Raw genomic sequence first — 19,839 nt, 5'->3', positions numbered from 1 at the left:
CTAACCGATGCCACCCTTGGCGGTTCGATCGATTCCGTCCTCGCCCGGACATGGTCGCGCTGCAAACACGTGCAGGTTGCCGATTGCTGCGAAAAATCTGCTCCGGTTCTGCAAGGCGTGCGCTGGAAATCGCCATGCCTGGCTGGTTTTGTTGGCAAACGGGGATCGTTCCCTGTATTGCGGGCTGAAGCAAAGCATGGACGTTCTTGTATGACAAATGTCGCCCTGACCGGGCTTGCCCGCGATCTCGCCCGGCGCGCCGCCGAGGGCCGCCCCGTGCGCATCGGCGTCATCGGCTCCGGCGAGATGGGCACCGATCTGGTAACCCAGGGCATGCTGATGCCGGGCATTTCGGTTGCGGCCATCTCCACGCGCCGTCCGCACACGGCTCGCGACGCGATCCGCATCGCTTATGGCGACGATGCAATGGCTGCCGAAGCCGAGACCGCCTCTAGGGTCAGCCAGGCGATCGAAAGCGGCAGGATAGCCATTACCTCGAACGAGATGCTGGTCACCAATCCGCTGATCGACGTCGTCATCGATGCCACGGGCAAACCCGGCGTCGCCGCCGATTTCGACCTGATGGCCATGCAGCATGGCAAGCATCTGGTGATGATGAATGTCGAGGCCGACGTCACCATCGGCTGTTACCTCAAGCAGCAGGCGGATCGGCTCGGCGTCGTCTATTCGGTCGGCGCCGGCGATGAGCCCTCGAGCTGCATGGAGCTGATCGAGTTCGCCTCGGCGCTCGGCTACACCATAGTCTCGGCCGGCAAGGGCAAGAACAACCCGCTCAACCACGACGCCGTTCCCGACGACTATCGCGAGGAAGCGCTGCGCCGCAACATGAACCCGCGCATGCTGGTCGAGTTCGTCGACGGTTCCAAGACCATGGTGGAGATGTGCGCCATCGCCAACGCCACCGGCCTGGTGCCCGATGTCCCAGGCATGCATGGCCCGAAGGCCGATCGCGACCAATTGGCCAAGGTGCTCATCCCGCGCGAGGATGGCGGCATCCTGTCGAAGAAGGGCGTCGTCGACTACACCATCGGCAAGGGCGTGGCGCCCGGCGTCTTCGTCATCGTCGAGGCGACGCACCCGCGCGTTGTCGAGCGCATGGACGATCTCCATGTTGGCCACGGCCCTTACTACAGCTTCTTCAGGCCATACCACCTGACCTCGTTGGAGGTGCCGCTGACTGCGGCCCGCATCATGCTCTACGGCAGGCCCGACATGGTGCCGCTGCCGAAGCCGGTGGCCGAGGTCTGCGCGGTCGCCAAGCGTGATGTCGCCGCCGGCGAGACTTTCGACGCCATCGGCGAGACCTGCTACCGCTCCTGGACCATGACGGTCGCCGAGGCGCGCGCCAGCCGCGCCGTGCCGGTCGGACTGCTCGAAGGCGGCAAGGTGCTGAAGCCGGTCAAGAAAGGCGAGCTGTTGACCGCGGACAACGCCGCGCCTGACGAGACGACCAGGCTTTATGCTCTGCGTCGGTTGCAGGACGAGATGTTGTACGGCGTGAGCGCTACTTCCCCAGCTCTATCGACCTGAGCCGCGCCGCTTCCACCGCGTCGGTCAAAAGTTTCGTCAGCCCGTCTTCGCCCATCAGCACGGCAAGTGCGGCCGCGGTCGTGCCCTTGGGGCTGGTGACCTGCTGGCGCAGGACGCCCGGCTCCTCGTCGCTTTCGGCGGCAAGCGAGGCGGCGCCATAGACGGTCTGCATGGCGAGCAGCTTGGCAGTCTCGGCCGGCAGGCCTGCCTTCTCGGCGGCAACGGTCAGCGCCTCGATGAAATGGAAGATATAGGCAGGGCCGGAACCGGAGACGGCGGTTACCGCGTCCATCAGGCTCTCGTCCTCGATCGTCGTCACGACGCCGCTCGCCGAGAGCAGCTCGGCGACGAAGCGCCTGACGTCGTCCAAGACGAGTGGGTTGGAAAACACCACCATCATGCCCTTGCCGATCGCCGCCGGCGTGTTCGGCATGCAGCGGACAATCGGCGCGAGCTCGCCCAGGATCTCCTCGAAGGTCGCGACCGGCGTGCCCGCGGCGATGCTGACGAAGGTGGTCCTGCCGTCGCCGAAGCGCTTGTAGCTTGCCGTCACATCGCGGATGACCTGCGGCTTCACGGCGATGACGACGAGATCGGGCACCGCATCGGCCGGAATGGCGAATGCGTCGGCCGCGGTGCTGCAACCCAGATGTTCGGCGCGCTTGCGCAGTTCGGCATTGGGCTCGACCACGAACACCGCCGATGGCTCGAGCTTGCCGGACTTCAGCCAGCCGGAAAGCATGGCGTAACCCATATTGCCGCAACCGGCGAGAACGAGCCTGATGGTCATCGAAACCTCCGTAAAGACGGCTGTCTTAGCCGCTTGCGCGGCTACGGAAAAGTCCAGTCGCACGGAGATCGATCGGCCAGTTCATTTGGGACGGCGAACCGGGAGAGGTCGCAGCGACACTTGCCGCAGGCCAAGCAAGCTGAGCACGAAGAGCAGCCAGACGGGGTCGGCGCGGCGGAAGAAGAAGCTTTCGAGAAATCCGTTCAGCGCCGCAAACAGCACCACCATCATAAAGAAGTCGCCGAGATAGATGTTCTCCTTGCGCGGCGGGATGCGCATATAGTCGCGCAAGGGCGCGATGAGAAAAGTATAGACCGCGACGCAGAGCGCGGGGATGCCCATCAGCACCGCGATGTCGAGATAGCCGTCATGACCGTGCACAATGGTGCGGATGTCCCAGGGCCGGTCGAAAGGCTGGTCCTGGTTGAGCAGCAGCGGCGTTCCCCAGAAGCTTTCATAGCCGTAGCCGGTCCAGGGCTTCTTCGCCAGCATCTCGCCGGCAAACTCCCATAGCGTGGTGCGGCCGGTATAGGTGAGATCAGGGAAATAGACCGCCGCCAGGTGCTTCACCGGCGGAATGAAGACGATGCCCAGTGTGCCGACCGCCGTCGCGATGATTGCGCACAGGAATAGCACCGGCGTGCCGAGCCGCATGCCGATGAGGCTGGGCAGCACCACGATCAGGATGGAGAACGGCACCAGTCCGACGGTCGTCTTCGAGCCGGTATGCAGCACGAAGATCATCGCCGCTGAGAAGATGCCGATACCCCACCAGCGTTGCCCGCGCCGCCAGAGATAGAGCCCGGCGAAGCTGAAGCAGGCCATCACCGGTCCCGCGATGTTCTTGTGGGTGAAGACCCCGCGCCACAAGCCGGCATGTTCCGGCTCCTGCGAGTCGGCGGTGTGGAGAGCCTCGTTCGGAAAGACGATGAGGCCGACATAAGAAAGCCCCATCACCACGACGGCGGTGAAGATGATGACCCTGGCGAAGGAGTCCGCATCGCGCGGCAGCACCAGGATCGTCGCCATGGTGATGATGCCGATCATGGTGAAGGAGGCCGCTCGCATCGCCGATGGCGGATCGGTCGCAAGGATCACCGACAGGAAGAAGAAGCCCAGCATCAGCGCCCAGGACGGGCTGATGAGCGAGCGCACTACGCGCGGATCGGCGAAGGCGAGCAGCGAGAAGATCGAGATCGCGCCGAGCGAGCCGAAGCCGAGCTGGTTGACGATATCGCCGCCGTCGCCGGTGAGTTCGGCGCCGGCAGGCTGGAAGGGCCGGAACGAGATGATGATGGTGGCAAAAAGCAGCGCAGCGATCGCCGTCGCGACGCCCTCGCGCGTGAAGGCGGCGCTGAGCGGCGCGCGCTCAGTTCTTCTCAGGCTGCCGGTACTGCTCATTGGAATATCCGAATTCGGCAAGCACCCGGCCGAGCGCGACATAGACGGGATAGAGACCTGTTGCCAGCGAACCCGTGCGCGCCAGCCTTATCGCGCCGCGCAGCGGCGAGGCGGCAAGCAGCGCCAGGCTTTTCAAAATAACCTTGGTGCCGGCGAACGGCGTGCCCGCGCGCTTCTTCTTTTCCACCAGGGTCGAGATGACGCCGTTGCGCAGGCTGCGGGCGCGGATCCAGTCGGCCTCGACGCGGCGCGCTGGGACCGTTTCCTCGACCCTTGCCTCGGCGCACCAGCCGAGCGCGAAGCCCTTCTGCGCGGCGCGGCTCAGGAAATCGGAATCGCCACCGCCCATGAAGTTGAACCTCAGATCGAGGAAGGGCGACCCCATGGCCGCAAGCACGTTGCGCCCGACCAGCAGATTGCCGGACGAATAGAGCGCCGGCACGCGGCCGGTTTCACGATATGGCGGCGCGAAAACGGGATGGTCGGCCCATCTCGCATGGGAAGGATCGGCAAAGACCGGCACCTGCGGCCCGCCGACGATGTCGGCTCGAAGCGTCTCGGCGGCCTTGCACATGCGCTCCAGCCAGCCGGGCTCGGCGATCTCGTCGTCGTCGATCACCAGCAGATGCTTGAAGTTGGCGAACTGCAGCATCGCCGTCTGCCAGCCGGCATTGTAGGCGCTGCAATTGCCGCGCTCATGCGCGATGATCACCAGGCCCGGCATCTCGCCGTGCTCGAACAGCGGCAATGCCGCCTTGGCGCCCTCGCGCGCCTCGGCCTCGTTTTCCATGACGATGACGGCGAAGCGGCGCGCGGTTTTCTGGGCCTTGAGCGATGCCAGCGTTTCCAGGAGCAGCCGGGGCCGCTTGAAGGTCGGCAGCGTCACGACCGCTTCGACGGTCTCGGCGGCGAGCCCCGGAGACCGCCCCGCGATCGATACCCCCGCGGTCGATACCAAAGCGTCCGATGGCAAAGGGAGCATCCGTTTCCAGCCGAGTGGGTTCGGCTCTCGATAGCAGCCCGATGATAACGTTTCGTTAATCACCTTCACGGGCAGGCTCGGCAAAACCGGGGCGTCCGGCCTTTGACGGTGCCATTTAATCAAGGCTTCACCGCGCTTTGCTACCGGCTGCACCAAGGGATAGGTGAAATGCATCTGCTGTTCGCCACATCGATCGTGCCCGACGGCGCTCTCGCTTCGGGCTACGAGATTGCCAACGCCGCGATCATCGACGCGCTGCGGCGTGCCGGCGCGCGCGTCACGGTGATCGGCTTCAGCTGGCCGGGAAAGCCTGTCGCCGATCCTGAGAACACCATCGTGCTCGGCGCGATCGATGTGCGCACCGAGAGCGTCTCGCCACAGCAGAAGCTGGCCTGGGTGGCCAAGGCGATGCTGACCGGTCTCACCTTCGCCTCGGTCAAGCTGCGCGTCGTTTCCGATGCGGACGTGCGCGCCGCGATCGAACGCGCCGGCCCGTTCGATGGCTATGTCCTCAACTCCGTGCAATTTGCCGGCGCCTTTGAGGGCCTCTTCGGCGACCGGCGTTCGATCTTCGTCGCGCACAATGTCGAGCATCGCTCGGCCGAGGAGAACGCCGCGGCGACTGGCAGTGCCCTTCAACGCTGGCTGTTCCGGCGCGAGGCCAGGCTGCTCCAAGTCATGGAAGAGCGTCTCTGCCGCGCCGCGCGCTTCGTCTTCACGCTGGCCGAAGAGGACCGCGCAGCACTTGGTGTTGCCTCCGACGACCGTTCGGCCGTGCTGCCGCTGGTGACCCGCGCCGAAGCGCCGACGAAGAAGGGTCTGCGCCACATCGACTGCGATGCCGCGCTGATCGGTACCTGGACCTGGCAGCCCAACCGCATCGGCCTCGATTGGTTCTTGACCAAGGTCGTTCCGCATCTCAGGCCGGATTTCCGCATCAGGATCGCCGGCAACATGCCGTCGGGCGTGGCATCGACACATTCCGGCGTCCAGTTTGTCGGCAGGGTTCCGGATGCCCAGGCCTTCGTGCGCGGCGGCGCCGTCATTCCGCTGATCAGCACCGCCGGCAGCGGCGTGCAGTTGAAGACCATCGAGACCTTCGAGCTTGGCCTGCCTTCCGTCGCCACCGGCCGCTCCTTGCGCGGCATCGGCTATCGGCCGCAAAACTGTGTCGTTACCGACGATCCCGTCGCCTTCGCCTCGGCGCTCGAGGCGGCGGCAGCCGACGTGCGGGATGTCGACGGCAGCGCCTTCCATCGCCGGCAGGTGAGAGCGCTCGATGCCGCGATCGGGCTTGGGCTGGAGAAACTCGGCGCCGTCAGGCACGAGGTCGCTGCATGAACATGCATACCGCCCGCGCCGCCTTCGGTTTCGACACGCTGAGGAGGATCCTCGGCATCTCCGTGCTTGCCATCCGCTGGGACGAGGCGATAGCGCTGCTCTCGCGGCTGATCGCCGAGCGGCGCTTCACCAAGGTGAGCTTCCTCAACGCCCACAATGCCAACCTCGCCCACGGCGATCCGGTGTTTGCCGAAGCGCTCGATGACTTTCTCGTGCTGCCGGACGGTGTCGGCGTCGACATCGCCGCAAAGCTGCTCTACGGCGCGCCTTTCCCCGACAACCTCAACGGCACCGATTTCATCCCGGCTTTCCTGCAGGCATCGACGCGGCCGTTGACCGTGGCGTTGCTCGGCGCGACGCGGGTCAACGCCGAGGCGGCATCCGTCAAGCTGTCCGCGCTCGCCGTGCAGCACAAATTCGTCGTCATCCATGACGGGTATTTTTCCCCGGCCGACGAGCCGGCGATCGTCGAGCGCATCGCCAGGCTGCGGCCGGACATTCTGCTGGTCGCCATGGGTGTGCCGCGCCAGGAATTGTGGATCGCGCGCCATATCGATGCCCGCCATTGCACGCTGCCGATCGCAGTCGGCGCGCTGCTCGATTTCCTGAGCGGCACCGTGCCGCGCGCTCCGCTCTGGATGCGTCGCCTCAGGCTCGAATGGCTGTTTCGCCTGTGGATCGAACCCGGCCGCCTGTGGCGCCGTTACGTGGTCGGCAATCCGCTCTTCCTGTGGCGTGTCCTCAAGCAGAAATTATCGCACGGGCCGCGGCCAGCGGAGGCGCGCCGTTGAACAGCCGTTTCGTGCCCGATGCCGCCACCAGGATCGAGCCACTGCCGCGCACGCCTTCGGCGGCGGTCGTGACGGCGAGCTACGCGCCGGATTTCGAGCGCTGCCGGCTGCTGTGCGAAACCATAGACCGCCATGTGACCGGCGTCGCGCGCCACTACATCCTGGTCGAGCACCGCGACGCGGCGCTGTTTCGCCAGCTTGAGGGCAGCCGCCGCACGATCGTCGACGAACGGGATCTTTTGCCGCGCTGGCTGCGCGTCTTTGACGATCCGCTCAGCCTGTTTCACCGCCGCGTCTGGCTGAGTTTCAGAACCCAGCCGCTCCGCGGCTGGCACGTGCAGCAGCTTCGCCGCATCGCCATTGCCGCGCATGCCGGAGAGGACGTGCTCGTCTTTTGCGATTCCGACGTTGCCTTCCTCAAGCCGTTCGACGCGAGCGCCTTCTGGCGCGACGGCAAGGCGCGGCTGTTCCGGCGCGACGGCGTGCTGGCCGATGCCGGCCACGACGAGCATCGCATCTGGTCGCGCAATGCCGGCTCTGCGCTCGGCATCGAACCGGCGAAGCTTTCGACCCACGATTACATCTCGACCCTGATCGCCTGGCGCCGCGAGACCGTCAATGCGATGTGCGAGCGGATCGAAAAGATGCACGGCCGCGACTGGGTCAGCGTCATCGGCTCGGCGCGCAGATTCTCCGAATGCATGATCTATGGCCGATACGTCGACGACGTGCTGGAGGGCGCCGGCCATTTCCATGGTGCGGAGGAATTCTGCCGCGTCCACTGGAATGGCGAGGCGCTGTCGGACGAGGAATTCCGCCGCTTTGTCGACGCCATGGCGCCCGAGCAGGTGGCGATCGGCATGCAGTCCTTCATCGGCACCGATGTCGGCCGCATCCGCCGTTTGATCGGGCTTGATTAGGCTGCGCCGGGTTTCAGCTGGCCTCATCTGAATCTAGATCGCCTTCGCTGGACGCCGCATCGCCGAATAGGTCAGCAGCATCGAGGCGAGATAGAGCAGCAGGAAGACGATGTTGAGCGACAGCACCAGATCGGGCGTGTCGAGGATCGTCGTCAGCACGTAGGTCAGCAGCACCGCCTTCAAGCCGGCGAGCAGCCCGAGATTGATCGCCCGCACCGCGGTCTGGCCGCGCGCAAACAGAAGCTCGGCCTGGTATTCGACGAGATTACGCAGGCCCGGCACGCAGACCGCAAACGCCACCAGAGGCGCCGCCTCGGCAACGTTCCTGCCCAGCGCATTCGGGAAAAAGTGCAGCACGACGCCGAGCGACAGGAGCGCCAGCGTCGAGACCACGAACACGCCGCCTTCGATGCCGCTCTTGACCGCCAGCCGGGACAGGAGCTCGGGCGCACGCATCATGCGCTGCACCAGCATCATCGAGAAGGTGCGGATCGGAATTGCCGTGAGATCGACCAGCCGCATGATGATGGCATAGATACCGGCGAGATGCGGTCCGCCGATCGACAGCACCAACAGCTTGTCGAACTCCATCTGCAAATAGAACAGCACCTCCGACCCCGCCACATAGGCGGAATCGGCGAGCCGCCGGAAATAAAGCTCGGTGCGCAGCCTGAGCCGCTGGCGCGGGTAGAAGAAGGTGAAGGCGACGATCAGCGAAACGGCGTTGGCGCCGATATAAAACCACGACCAGACGCCGATGGTGCGTTGCGCGGCGAGCATGAACAGCACCGCGCCGATCGCCCTGAGCGCCGTCGCCAGGATTGCGAGCACCGCGGCGCGGCCGAACTTGCCAAGGCCGTTGTTGACGATCAGCACCACCTCGACCGGCCGCCACAGAAGTGCTTCGGCGAAGACGACCGCGGCAAAGACCGACAGCGGCACCGTGCTGGCGAAGAAGATCAGGTAGACGACATAGGACGCGGCGGCGAGGACCGGTAGCGAGGCCGCACCGAGGAGCAGGAAGCCGGCCGTGAAGGTGCCGATAAGATTGGGCCGGATCGTCGCGGTGCGGTAGAGCGCCGAGATGAAGCCGAAGGCAAGCACGCGCGACAGCATCACGCCCGCCGCGGAAGCGGTAGCGAACATGCCGAATTCGGCGATGGAAAGCGTGTTGGCCAAAGCCACGAAATAGGCAAGCGAGAACACCAGCCGCCCGCCGGCGCCGCTGATGGCCGAAAAATAGTCGAAAACCAGCTTCCGGCGCGCGGCCACAAAGTAGCCGATCCGCGCGAGCGTCCGCCTTTGCGGTATGTCGCTGGTCTGGGTCATGTGTCGATCAAAACTAGGACGGAAAGCTTAACGTGCCGTTCTGGCGGTTGCGCTGCCCCCTGCGCAGACGATGCAATCGGGACGAGAAACTGTGCGTTTCGAGGCCCAAAATTAACTTTTTATTTTCCATGCCTGTTTAGCGTGACTTAACGATTGGCCGACCGCCGCTCCCCAAGCCGCCAGAGAGTAAGTTCCAAGACATGGTCGACAGGGAAAACCGTGACGATTGGAGGCGCGAGCGCTCTTTGCTTGCGCTCGGCCAAGCCGTGCGCGGCGAGGACAGTTGCGACGCCTCGCTGGTCTCCATCGGCGACAAGGCCAACCCATCCTGGCGCGAGGATGCCGCCGCGCGCCATCGCGCCGCGCGCTTCGAGCGCGAAGGGCGGTCGAACGCGCAACCAGCAAACATAGACGAGCCCGATCAACCTCAGGTCGCTCCAATTTCTCAAACCATCCAGGCTCAGGACGACCGGGTAGAGCGCGAAGCCCATCCACAAATCGGAAAGCGTGAAGAGAGCCGTTCCCCCGAATATTCTTCGCAGACTGCGTTCGAGCCGCGCTATGCGGAACCTCGCTACGCAAGCCGGCCGCTGCACGCCAGCGATCCCGACATACAGGAATGGAAGCCGCTGATCGACCCGATGCAGGTCATTCGCGGCATCACTCGCTCCAAGGCGCTGATCCTCTCGACGACGATCCTGGGCGCCGCGCTCGGCATTGCCGTCGCGCTGTCGTCGCCGAAGAAATATGAGGCCACCACCGAGGTCATCGTCGACCCGCGCGACCTCAAGCTCACCGATCGCGACCTGACGCAGAACGTGATCGCCTCGGATGCGACACTCGCCATCGTCGAGAACCAGGCCCGCATTCTTACTTCGGGTACGGTGCTCAACAAGGTCGTCACGGACCTCAACCTCACAAACGACCCCGAGTTCAACGGCCAGGGCAAGGGCGGCCTCGGCCTGATGTCGATGCTCCGCTCGATCCTGTCGCGGCAGGATGCGTCGGGGCCCGCCGACGAGGCGCGTCGGCGCGCATTGGCAGTCGGCAATCTGGCGGAGAGCCTGGACGTCGAGCGCGGCGGCAAGACCTTCGTCGTTTCGATAACCGCCACGACCGAAAGCCCCGACAAGTCGGCCCTGATCGCCAATACCATGAGGACTGCCTTCCAGCAGATCTCCAGCGACCTCCAGTCCAACACGGCGGGCCGCGCCACCGACGAACTTACGGCCAGACTCGACGAATTGCGCAAGGGCGTCGAGACGGCCGAGCGCAAGGTGGAGGATTTCAGGGCCACGCACGACCTTGTCGACGCGCAGGGTCATTTGATCAGCGACGACCAGATGCTCAAGCTCAACGAGCAGCTCTCCGTCGCCCGCGCCCGCACGCTGGAACTCAACGCCCGTGCCGCCTCGGCGCGCGCGCTGAACGTCAACGCGGTTCTCAACGGCACCTTGCCGGAAGAGATCAACTCCAACACGATGGGCGAGCTGCGTTCGCAATATGCGGCGCTGAAACAGGAGGCGGATCGGGCCGCGATCAAGTTCGGGCCGCGGCATCCGGAGCTGCAGGCGCTCAACGCCCAGCTTGCCGGCGCGCGCGAGCGCATCAGCGCCGAACTGCAGCGCATCGCGTCCTCGCTGCAGGTCGATCTGAAGCGCTCCGTCCAGCTCGAGCAGGACCTTGCGTCGCGTTTGGCGCAGGCCAAGGTGCAGAGCGGCGACGTCAACAACGACCTGGTTTCGCTGCGCGAGCTCGAGCGCGAGGCCGCCGCCAAGCGTTCGGTCTACGAGCAGTTCCTGCTGCGCGCCAAGGAAACCGGCGAGCAGAAGGACATCAACACCGCCAACATCAGCTTGATTTCAGAAGCCTACCCGCCGCTCGAAGCCAAGGGGCCGTCACGCGCGATAACGGCGCTGGCCGGCCTGCTTGCCGGCTTTTTCGCCGGCATCGGCCTCGGCGCGCTGCGCGGCGTCTATGCCAGCCTGCGCGAGACGGCGGATACCCGCCCCCGCCGCAGCCCCGAAAAGCGTGCGCCGGCCTTCGAGGACAGGGCATATCAAGCGCCGCCGCCGAGCCCTACGCCACCCGCGTCCCCGCCGGTTGCACCGTTCACACCATCGCCTGTCCCCACCAATCATGCGGGCCGGCCGGGATTCTTCGGATCACTGGCTTCGTCGCTGCACGATTTCATGCTGCGCAGGTCGGACAAGCCAATCGGCGCCGATTCAGAGCAGTCCGCACGTGCCGGGAGCGCGCCGATATTGGATCGCAGCTTCGAGGCATCGCCCGCGCAAGGCTATTCCTATCGGCCGGACAGCCCGCGGCCTGCCGGATCATCCGACGATGCGTATTCCTCGTCGAGCGCTTCTTCCCATTTGCAACCGCCGGTCGCCGAGATGCGCGAGCCCTCTGCCGACCAGCAGGGCCAGGTCGACGAGCTCCGGGCCAGCCTGCGCGAATTCCGCGAGGCGGTGCGCGACCTGACCGAGAGCCGCACGCGCCGCCGCTATTTCTAAAACGCCCCCTCTTCGATAAAAGCTGGCCTTCGATAGAAGCAGCCTCCGATAAAAGCAGCCGGTTTCGGTTTACGGCATCCGACGACGTTTTGACGGGATTGCCCTGTCGAATTTTCGTGAAAATGCCGCGCTGCATTCGACCGCCCGCGCTCGGCGCCTGGCGGATCGCGATGCTGGATTGAGGATCAGGGCGGCGCGCGAGCGCGGCCGCGGAACAGTGTTGAAGGTGAATGATGGCCGAAGTGATCGACGGGAAGAGTGTCGCCGAAGACGTGGTTCAAAAGGTCAAGGCGCTGACCGCCGAGCTGTCGGCCAGGGGAGCGACAAGGCCTGGCCTTGCGGTGGTGATCGTCGGCGAGGATCCGGCGAGCCAGGTCTATGTCGCCTCGAAATCGCGCACGGCCAAGGAATGCGGCTTCCATTCGCTCCAGCACACGCTGCCGGCCGAGACGACTGAAGAGCAGCTGCTGAAGATCATCGGCGATCTCAACGCTGATCCGTCGATCCACGGCATCCTCGTGCAGCTGCCGCTTCCGGGCCATATCGATGCCGGCAAGGTCATCCAGACGATCGCGCCGGAGAAGGATGTCGACGGCTTCCATTTCATCAATGTCGGCAAGCTCGGCACCGGCGAGCTCGAGACGGCCTTCGTGCCCTGCACGCCGGCAGGCTCGATGCTGCTGATCGAGCGCGTGCGCGGCAAGGACCTTTCCGGTCTCAATGCCGTCGTCGTCGGCCGCTCCAACATCGTCGGCAAGCCGATGGCCAATCTGCTGCTCGCCGCCAACTGTACCGTCACCGTCGCCCATAGCCGCACGAAAGACCTGCCGGCACTGGCCCGCACCGCCGACATCCTGGTCGCCGCCGTCGGTCGCCCGGAAATGGTCAAGGGCGACTGGGTGAAGCCCGGCGCCACCGTCATCGATGTCGGCATCAACCGCATCCCCGCGCCCGAGAAAGGCGAAGGCAAGTCGCGGCTGGTCGGCGACGTGGCCTATGCCGAGGCGGCGAAGGCTGCCGGCGCCATCACGCCGGTCCCCGGCGGCGTCGGACCGATGACCATTGCCATGCTGATGGCCAACACTGTAGCTTCCGCCTACCTCGCGGCCGGATTGAAGCGGCCGTCCTTCTGATCAGAAAGCAGCATCCTTGCCGAATCTTACCGCTCCTGTTGAACGGCCGGTCATGGGCGATCCCGTTCAGGGCGGGCGGCAGTTCGGTTTCCTGCTGGTCGACAAATTCTCGATGTTCTCGCTGGCCGCGGCGATCGATTGCTTCCGCTCGGCCAACCGTCTGCTGGGCCGTGATTTCTACGGCTGGACGACGATATCGGCGGATGGCGACGCGGTCATGGCCTCCAACGGCCTGCCGCTGAAGATCGACTATTCCGTCGCCGACATGCCGCCGGTCGATATTCTGTTCGTGTCGGTCGGGCTGACCACCGAATTCCCCGGCAAGAGCAAGGTGCTGGCGGCGCTGCGCAGCTGGGGCCGGCGCGGCAATGCGCTCGGCGCGCTGTCGGTCGGCTCCTACCTGCTGGCAGAGGCCGGGCAGCTCGACGGCTATCGCTGCACCATCCATTGGGAAAATCGCGCCGGCTTCATGGAGCGCTTTCCCGATATCAATTGCACTGGCAACGTCTTCGAGATCGACCGCAAGCGCTACACCTGCGCCGGCGGCACCACCTCGATCGACCTGATGCTGGAGATCGTGCGCGGCGATTTCGGCTCCAACCTCGCCAATGGCGTGGCCAACCAGTTCCAACACGAGCGCATCCGCTCGGCCGGCGACCGCCAGCGCGTCGGCCCCGAGCGCGACCTCACCGGCAAATCCGAGAAGCTCAGGCGCATCGTCGAGCTGATGGCGGATCATCTCGACGAGCCTCTGTCGGCGGTGCAGCTTGCCAAGTCGGCGGGCCTGTCGGTGCGCCAGGTCGAGCGGCTGTTCCTGCGCCATCTCAATGTGACGCCGGGCCGTTATTACATGCGGCTCAGGCTTGAGCGGGCGCGCGAATTGCTGCGCCAGACCAACATGCCGATCCTCGACGTGGCGATCGCCACCGGCTTCACCTCGCACTCCTATTTCGCGCAAAGCTATCGGCTGCAATTCGGCCGCCCGCCGTCGGAAGAGCGTCGCACCACATACTAAAACTCCAAGCCTCCGCGAGCGAGCCTGAGCAGGAAGCGGCGCCTGCAGGCTTGTGCCGCGACGCCGCCTCAAATAGTTTTCCCGACGCGGACAGGGGGCTCACTCAGGAGATTTTCATGGCGGGACTGGCACGGAGCGTCGCTGCGGCGATCCTCCTTTTGTCGACGACCACGTTTGGCTTTGCCGCCAACAAGGTCATCATCATTCTCGATGCATCGGGCTCCATGTGGGCCCAGATCGACGGCAAGCCGAAGCTCGAGATCGCGCGCGAATCGCTGCGCACCGTGCTGCAGTCGGTGCCGGCCGACGACGAGATCGGCTTCATGGCCTATGGCCATCGCCAGAAGGGCAGCTGCGAGGACATCGAGCTGATCGTGCCGCCGCAGGCCGGTTCGGCGAGCGCGATTTCGGCCGCCGCCGACAGCATGAAATTCCTCGGCAAGACGCCGCTGACGGCGGCCGTCAAGCAGGCTGCCGAGGCGCTGAAATACACCGAGGACAAGGCGACCGTCGTCCTCATCACCGATGGGCTGGAGACCTGCGGCGGCGATCCGTGCGCGCTCGGCAAGGAGCTGAAGGAAACCGGCGTCGACTTCACCGCCGACGTCGTCGGCTTCGGTCTGACCGCCGACGAAGGCAAGCAGATCGCCTGCCTCGCCGAAAACACCGGCGGCAAATACATCCAGGCCTCCGACGAGAAGGCGCTGCAGCAAGCGCTGGTCGAGACCGTGGCAGTGCCGGCTCCCGCGCCTGAACCCGCTCCTGCCCCCGCGCCGGCGCCCTCACCCGCCAAGTCTGAATTCAATTTCACGCCGAGCGTGGTCATGGCCGAAGGCGGCGATCCGATCACCGATGGCAATGCCTGGGAGATTTATAAAGCCGCGGCCGACGGCACACGCGGCGATCAGGTCATGACAGAGTATGGCGAGCTCAAGACCAATCTCGATCCGGGCGACTATATCGTTGTCGGCCGTGACGACGAGGCAAGGAGCGAGCAGAAGATCAAGATAGAGGCTGGCAAGACCTACGACCCGCTGTTCACGCTGAACGGCGGCACTCTGGTCATCCATCCGCATGCCAGCCAGGGCTCGGAGATCAGCGGCGAGGCGCGTGTCGACTTCGCCTATCCGGGCGGCAGCACAACCCACTATGGTGATGCCAAAGCCACCGTGCCCGCGGGCGAGCAGAAAGTGACGGTCCAGATCGGTGCCGGCACGGTGACCGAGACCGTCCAGCTTGCCGCCGGGCAGACCGTGGAGAAGGACATCGTCGTCGGCGTCGGCCATGCCATGCTCAATGCCTATTACACCGCCGGCGGCGACAAGGCCGACAGTTCCGGCATCGGCTTCGAGATCGTCAAGGCAAAGAAGAAGATCGACGGCTCGCGCGAGAGCGTGGAGCATTCCTACGGGCCTGACAGCAAGTTCTGGCTGCCGCCGGACGACTACGTCGCGCTCACCACGCTCGATCTCTCCGTTGTCGAGCAGCCCTTCAGCATCAAGGCCGGCGACAATCAGGACGTGAAGGTGGCGCTCGACGCCGGCGTGCTGGCGATGTCGGCGCCCGGCGCCTATTCGATCGAGGTGTTCTCGTCGAAGAAGGACATAGAAGGCAAGCGCAAGTCGCTGGGCTTAAGCTATGGCGACAGCTGGCAGCAGACGATTCCGGCCGGCGACTATGTCGTCGTGCGTCACGCCTCCGACCAGGGCCAGGACAAGGAAACACCGGTGACGATCAAGGCCGGCGAGCGGACCGAGGTCACCGTTCAGTAGGCATCGCGGTCCGCGAATAGACGAAAAAGGGCGGCTCCGAGCCGCCCTTTTTCGTGAGGCACGTTGGGGGAAGACGTCAGGCGTTTGCGAAGGCGGCGGCGCCGTGGTCGGCGCGGCCGACCAGTTGGCGGAACCCGGCGAACAGCTCGCGGCCGAAGCCGAACTCGTTGCCGATGAGATCGGCATCGGCCGTGCGGCGCAGCGCGAATTCCGTCCCCGGCACCAGCACTTCCAGCGTGCCGGCATCGGCGTCAAGGCGGATGATGTCGCCGTCGTGGATCCTGGCGATCGGCCCGTCCTCGACCGCTTCCGGCGTCACATGGATCGCCGCCGGCACCTTGCCGGAGGCGCCGGACATGCGCCCGTCCGTCACCAGCGCGACGCGCTGGCCGCGGTCCTGCAGGATGCCGAGCACGGTGGTCAGCTTGTGCAGTTCCGGCATGCCGTTGGCCTTCGGCCCCTGGAAGCGGATGACGGCGACGAAGTCGCCGGTGAGCGTGCCGGCCTTGAAGGCATCGTTCAGTCCCTGCTGGCTGTCAAACACCTTAGCCGGCGCCTCGATGACCCGCCGCTCGGGCTTGACGGCCGAGGTTTTGATGACCGCATGGCCGAGATTGCCGGCAAGCACTTTTAGGCCGCCGGTCGGCTGGAAAGCCTTCTTGAACGGTGCCAGTACCTTCTCGTCGCCGCTCTCCAGCGGCGCCGCTTCACGCACGACGCTGCCGTCGGCGCCGAGCCTGGCCTCGACGGCATAGGGCCGCAGGCCTTCGCCCCACACCGTCTGCACGTCCTCGTGCAGGATGCCTTCGTCGAGCAGCTCGCGGATCAGGAAACCGAGCCCGCCGGCGGCATGGAAATGGTTCACGTCGGCAAGTCCGTTCGGATAGACGCGTGCGAGCAGCGGCACGGCCTCCGACAGGTCGGAAATGTCCTGCCAGGTGAGAGCGATGCCAGCCGCCGCGGCCATCGCGATCAGGTGGATGGTGTGATTGGTCGAACCGCCGGTGGCGTGCAGGCCGACCACGCCGTTGACGATCGAGCGCTCGTCGATCATGCGCCCGACCGGCGTATAGGCATTGCCGAGCGCGGTGATCGCCAGCGCGCGCTTCGCCGCTTCCTTCGTCAGCGCGTCGCGCAGCGGCGTGCCCGGATTGACGAAGGAGGCGCCGGGCGTGTGCAGGCCCATGATCTCCATCAGCATCTGGTTGGAATTGGCGGTGCCGTAGAAGGTGCAGGTGCCCGGACCGTGGTAGGATTTGGACTCGGCCTCCAGCAGTTCGGCCCGTCCCACCTTGCCCTCGGCATAGAGTTGGCGGACCTTGGCCTTCTCGTCGTTCGGGATGCCCGTGGTCATTGGTCCGGCGGGGATGAAGACCGCCGGCAGGTGCCCGAAGGTGAGTGCTGCGATCACCAGCCCCGGCACGATCTTGTCGCAGACGCCGAGGAAGACGGCGGCGTCGAACATGTTGTGCGAGAGGCCGATCGCGGCCGCCATGGCGATCACGTCGCGCGAGAACAGCGACAGTTCCATGCCGGGCTGGCCTTGCGTGACGCCATCGCACATTGCCGGCACGCCGCCGGCGACCTGGGCGATGCCGCCGGCCTCGCGCGCCGCTTCCTTGATCAGCGCCGGAAAGGTCTCGAAGGGCTGATGCGCCGACAACATGTCGTTGTAGGAGGTGATGATACCGAGGTTGGGCACGCGGTCGCCGCCGAGCGCGACCTTCTCCGACGGGCTGCAGACGGCAAAGCCGTGGGCCAGGTTGCCGCAGGACAGCACCGCGCGGTTGGCGGCGCGGCCTGATCCCTCCGCGATGCGGCCGAGATAGGCCTCGCGGCCGGCTTTCGAGCGTTGGCGGATGCGTTCCGTGATGGCTTCGATGTCGCGTCTGGCTGTCATGGCTTGTCCTTTCGAGCCCCGGAAACGTCCTCCCATAGCCTCCGGGGCTGTTCCTTTGGTGAAATCAGGGTGCCCAGAACACCTCTACCGGTATCGGCGCTGCCTCGAGCACGTTGCGGATGGGCTTCTTCATGCCCGCTCCCATCGCGCCGTCGAAGGCAATGCGCTTGTCCTCTCCCTCGATGTGGAGCGCGATGAAGCCGGCGGCAACGATCCGCGCCATCGACAGGGTCAGCCGCGGCTCGCCGCCGCTCGGCGCATGCACCGGCAGCACGATCCGTCGCGAGGAGGGGTCGAGCAATTCAGCGAGGTTGCCGGCATCGGGAAAGAACGAGGCCGTGTGGCCGTCGCCACCCATGCCGAGCACGACGACGTCCAGCGGCCAGGCCAATGACCGCAGGGCCTCGCTGTCCGAAGCGGCTGCGTCCTCGATGCTCGCCGCCTCATGATAGAGCGGCACGAAGCGCGCTGCCGCTGCCTTGTTCTGGAGCAGGTTGGCGGCCACCAGCCCGGCATTCGAGCGCGGCGAGGTGGGCGGCACGAAACGCTCGTCGACCAGCGTCACCGTGACCTTGTCCCAGGCGATCGGTATGGCGGACAGCGCGGCGAAGAATTTTGCCGGCGTCGTCCCGCCGGAGACCGCGAGCAGACCCGTGCCGCGCTTGTCGATCGCTTTGGTCAACCGCGCGGCGACTTGGCCGGCAAGTGCTGCCGCCAGCTGCTGGCGGTCGGCAAAGCCGTTCCAGGCGTAGGCGGCGCCGCTCAATTGCTCTCGTGCCATGTCCGTCCGTCACGTTCGATGAGCGCGATGGAGGCCGAGGGGCCCCAGGTGCCGGCCGTATAGCCCTGCGCTTCCTGCCTGGCGCTTTCCCAGGCGTTCTGGATCGGGTCGATCCATTTCCAGGCCGCCTCGACTTCGTCACGTCGCATGAACAGCGTCTGATTGCCGCGCACCACATCCATGATCAGCCGCTCATAGGCGTCCGGCGCCCGGCCCTGGAAGGACTGCGCGAAGCTCATATCGAGCGAAATCTGGCGCAGCCGCATGCCGCCCGGCCCCGGATCCTTGATCATGATGTACTGCTTGACGCCTTCGTCCGGCTGCAGGCGGATGACCAGCTGATTGGCGAAGATCGGACCGGCGCTGTCGCCGAAGATCGAATAGGGGATCGGCTTGAACTCGATGACGATCTCCGAAACGCGGGTCGCCAGCCGCTTGCCGGTCCTGAGATAGAAGGGAACGCCGGCCCAACGCCAGTTGCCGATCTCGGCCTTTACTGCGACGAAGGTCTCGGTGTTGCTGTCCTTGCCGAGTTCCTCGACATAGCCTTTGACGGCTCCGCCTGCCGAGGCGCCGGCGCGATACTGACCGCGCACGGTGTGCTTGGGCGCCTCGTTGCCGTTGATGCGCTTCAATGCCCTCAGCACCTTCAGCTTCTCGTCGCGTACCGCGTCTGCGTCCATCGACGATGGCGTTTCCATGGCAACCAGGCAAAGCAGCTGCAGGATGTGGTTCTGCACCATGTCGCGCAGCGCGCCGGCCTTGTCGTAATAGGTGACGCGGTCCTCGAGACCCACGGTTTCGGCCACCGTGATTTGCACATGATCGATATGCGCGGAATTCCACAACGGCTCGTAGAGCGCATTGGCAAAGCGCAGCGCCATCAGGTTCTGCACCGTTTCCTTGCCGAGATAGTGATCGATGCGGAAGATCTGGCTTTCGTGGAAATCATCGCCAACCGCGTCGTTGAGCGCCCGCGCCGAGGTGAGATCCCGCCCGATCGGCTTCTCCAGCACGATGCGCGAGTTCGGCGTGATCAGCCTGTGCTCTTTGAGCTGGTGCGAGATGTCGCCGAACAGGGCCGGCGCCACCGCCAGATAGAAGGCGCGGATGCGGTCGCTGTCGCCGATCGCCTTCTTGAGCTTGTCGAAGCCGGCGCCGGTGGTCGCGTCGGCCGAGACGTAGGAAAGCCGCGCCAGGAAGGTCTCGAGCTCCTTGGCATCGACGTCGGCCTGCTTCACGTGCTCGGATATCGCCTTCTTAGCGAAGGTCTGAAACTCGGCGTCGGTCATTTTCGCGCGCGACGTGCCGATGATGCGCGTCGGCTCGGAGAATTGCTGGCCGCGCTGGCGATGGTAGAGCGAGGGCAGAAGCTTGCGTTCCGACAGGTCGCCGGTGCCGCCGAAGATGATGAAGTCGAAGGGATCGACGGGAATGATCTGGCTGGTCATGGTCAGTCCGATTTGATGCCGGTCGCGGTAGCGCAGCTGGTATATTCTAATCGATTTAAATTTTCCAGTGCCATGGTGTCACATCCAGGACCAACCTCTTGCCATTGATTGGGTCCACATGTGTCCTTGACACTGGCGCTACCGGCAGGCTTGTCGGCAAACG

General features: G+C 65.1%; 15 protein-coding genes. 8 read left to right on the top strand and 7 right to left on the bottom strand.

The window, feature by feature from the left end:
* Positions 1-210: 210 nt before the first annotated feature.
* On the top strand, positions 211-1,551 hold the full coding sequence (locus tag AU465_RS12365; RefSeq protein WP_192247300.1) for an NAD(P)H-dependent oxidoreductase: 1,341 nt from the start codon (positions 211-213) through the stop codon (positions 1,549-1,551).
* Here the strand turns inward: AU465_RS12365 and proC are convergent.
* From proC to AU465_RS12350, 3 genes are all read right to left on the bottom strand, one after another.
* The gene (gene proC / locus AU465_RS12360; RefSeq protein ID WP_192247298.1) at positions 1,526-2,341 is read right to left on the bottom strand and encodes a pyrroline-5-carboxylate reductase; all 816 of its coding nucleotides are present in this window, start codon (positions 2,339-2,341) and stop codon (positions 1,526-1,528) included. The two genes, AU465_RS12365 and proC, sit on opposite strands and share 26 nt — an antisense overlap.
* 81 nt (positions 2,342-2,422) lie before the next feature.
* Positions 2,423-3,742 (bottom strand): O-antigen ligase family protein, encoded by a 1,320-nt coding sequence (locus tag AU465_RS12355; protein ID WP_192247296.1) that lies wholly within the window; start codon positions 3,740-3,742, stop codon positions 2,423-2,425.
* Positions 3,711-4,724 carry a glycosyltransferase family 2 protein gene (locus AU465_RS12350; protein WP_192247294.1) on the bottom strand — a complete coding sequence of 338 codons (1,014 nt, stop codon included), beginning with the start codon at positions 4,722-4,724 and terminating at the stop codon, positions 3,711-3,713. Before AU465_RS12350 ends, AU465_RS12355 begins: the two co-directional genes overlap by 32 nt.
* 168 nt (positions 4,725-4,892) lie before the next feature.
* Between AU465_RS12350 and AU465_RS12345 the strand changes: the two genes are divergently transcribed.
* From AU465_RS12345 to AU465_RS12335, 3 genes are read left to right on the top strand one after another with little or no spacing between them, the layout of a single operon-like run.
* Positions 4,893-6,065 (top strand): glycosyltransferase, encoded by a 1,173-nt coding sequence (locus tag AU465_RS12345; RefSeq protein WP_192247292.1) that lies wholly within the window; start codon positions 4,893-4,895, stop codon positions 6,063-6,065.
* Positions 6,062-6,856 (top strand): WecB/TagA/CpsF family glycosyltransferase, encoded by a 795-nt coding sequence (locus AU465_RS12340; RefSeq protein ID WP_192247290.1) that lies wholly within the window; start codon positions 6,062-6,064, stop codon positions 6,854-6,856. Before AU465_RS12345 ends, AU465_RS12340 begins: the two co-directional genes overlap by 4 nt.
* Positions 6,853-7,776 (top strand): DUF6492 family protein, encoded by a 924-nt coding sequence (locus AU465_RS12335; RefSeq protein WP_192247288.1) that lies wholly within the window; start codon positions 6,853-6,855, stop codon positions 7,774-7,776. The genes AU465_RS12340 and AU465_RS12335 overlap by 4 nt, the downstream gene beginning before the upstream one ends.
* Before the next feature lie 33 nt (positions 7,777-7,809).
* Here AU465_RS12335 and AU465_RS12330 read toward each other — a convergent pair whose 3' ends face one another.
* Positions 7,810-9,105 carry a lipopolysaccharide biosynthesis protein gene (locus AU465_RS12330; RefSeq protein ID WP_192247286.1) on the bottom strand — a complete coding sequence of 432 codons (1,296 nt, stop codon included), beginning with the start codon at positions 9,103-9,105 and terminating at the stop codon, positions 7,810-7,812.
* A gap of 200 nt (positions 9,106-9,305) precedes the next feature.
* Here AU465_RS12330 and AU465_RS12325 point away from each other — a divergent pair, with 200 nt between their 5' ends.
* The 4 genes from AU465_RS12325 (at position 9,306) to AU465_RS12310 (ending at position 15,544) form a co-directional block, all read left to right on the top strand.
* Entirely contained in the window at positions 9,306-11,624 is a 2,319-nt protein-coding gene (locus AU465_RS12325) for a GumC family protein (RefSeq protein ID WP_192247284.1), read from the top strand.
* Between the two features lie 233 nt (positions 11,625-11,857).
* Positions 11,858-12,757, top strand: coding sequence for a bifunctional methylenetetrahydrofolate dehydrogenase/methenyltetrahydrofolate cyclohydrolase FolD (gene folD / locus AU465_RS12320; RefSeq protein ID WP_192247282.1), 900 nt, complete (start codon positions 11,858-11,860; stop codon positions 12,755-12,757).
* A 52-nt stretch (positions 12,758-12,809) separates the two neighbouring features.
* Complete coding sequence (locus AU465_RS12315) at positions 12,810-13,772, top strand: GlxA family transcriptional regulator (protein WP_095814808.1); 963 nt, start codon at positions 12,810-12,812, stop codon at positions 13,770-13,772.
* 116 nt (positions 13,773-13,888) lie between these two features.
* On the top strand, positions 13,889-15,544 hold the full coding sequence (locus AU465_RS12310) for a vWA domain-containing protein (RefSeq protein WP_192247280.1): 1,656 nt from the start codon (positions 13,889-13,891) through the stop codon (positions 15,542-15,544).
* A gap of 76 nt (positions 15,545-15,620) precedes the next feature.
* Here the strand turns inward: AU465_RS12310 and edd are convergent, their stop codons facing one another.
* The 3 genes from edd to zwf all read right to left on the bottom strand — a co-directional run bounded on the left by edd (position 15,621) and on the right by zwf (position 19,676).
* A complete protein-coding gene (edd, locus tag AU465_RS12305) occupies positions 15,621-17,444 on the bottom strand; it encodes a phosphogluconate dehydratase (protein ID WP_192247278.1) in 1,824 nt (607 codons plus the stop codon).
* Between the two features lie 64 nt (positions 17,445-17,508).
* On the bottom strand, positions 17,509-18,225 hold the full coding sequence (pgl, locus tag AU465_RS12300) for a 6-phosphogluconolactonase (protein ID WP_192247276.1): 717 nt from the start codon (positions 18,223-18,225) through the stop codon (positions 17,509-17,511).
* Positions 18,207-19,676, bottom strand: coding sequence for a glucose-6-phosphate dehydrogenase (gene zwf, locus AU465_RS12295; protein ID WP_192247274.1), 1,470 nt, complete (start codon positions 19,674-19,676; stop codon positions 18,207-18,209). Before zwf ends, pgl begins: the two co-directional genes overlap by 19 nt.
* Positions 19,677-19,839 lie beyond the last annotated feature (163 nt).

Source organism: Mesorhizobium silamurunense (assembly GCF_014843905.1).
GTDB lineage: Bacteria > Pseudomonadota > Alphaproteobacteria > Rhizobiales > Rhizobiaceae > Mesorhizobium > Mesorhizobium silamurunense.
The sequence above is the reverse complement of the archived record's forward strand: the minus strand, read 5'-3'. Positions and strand labels throughout refer to the sequence as shown.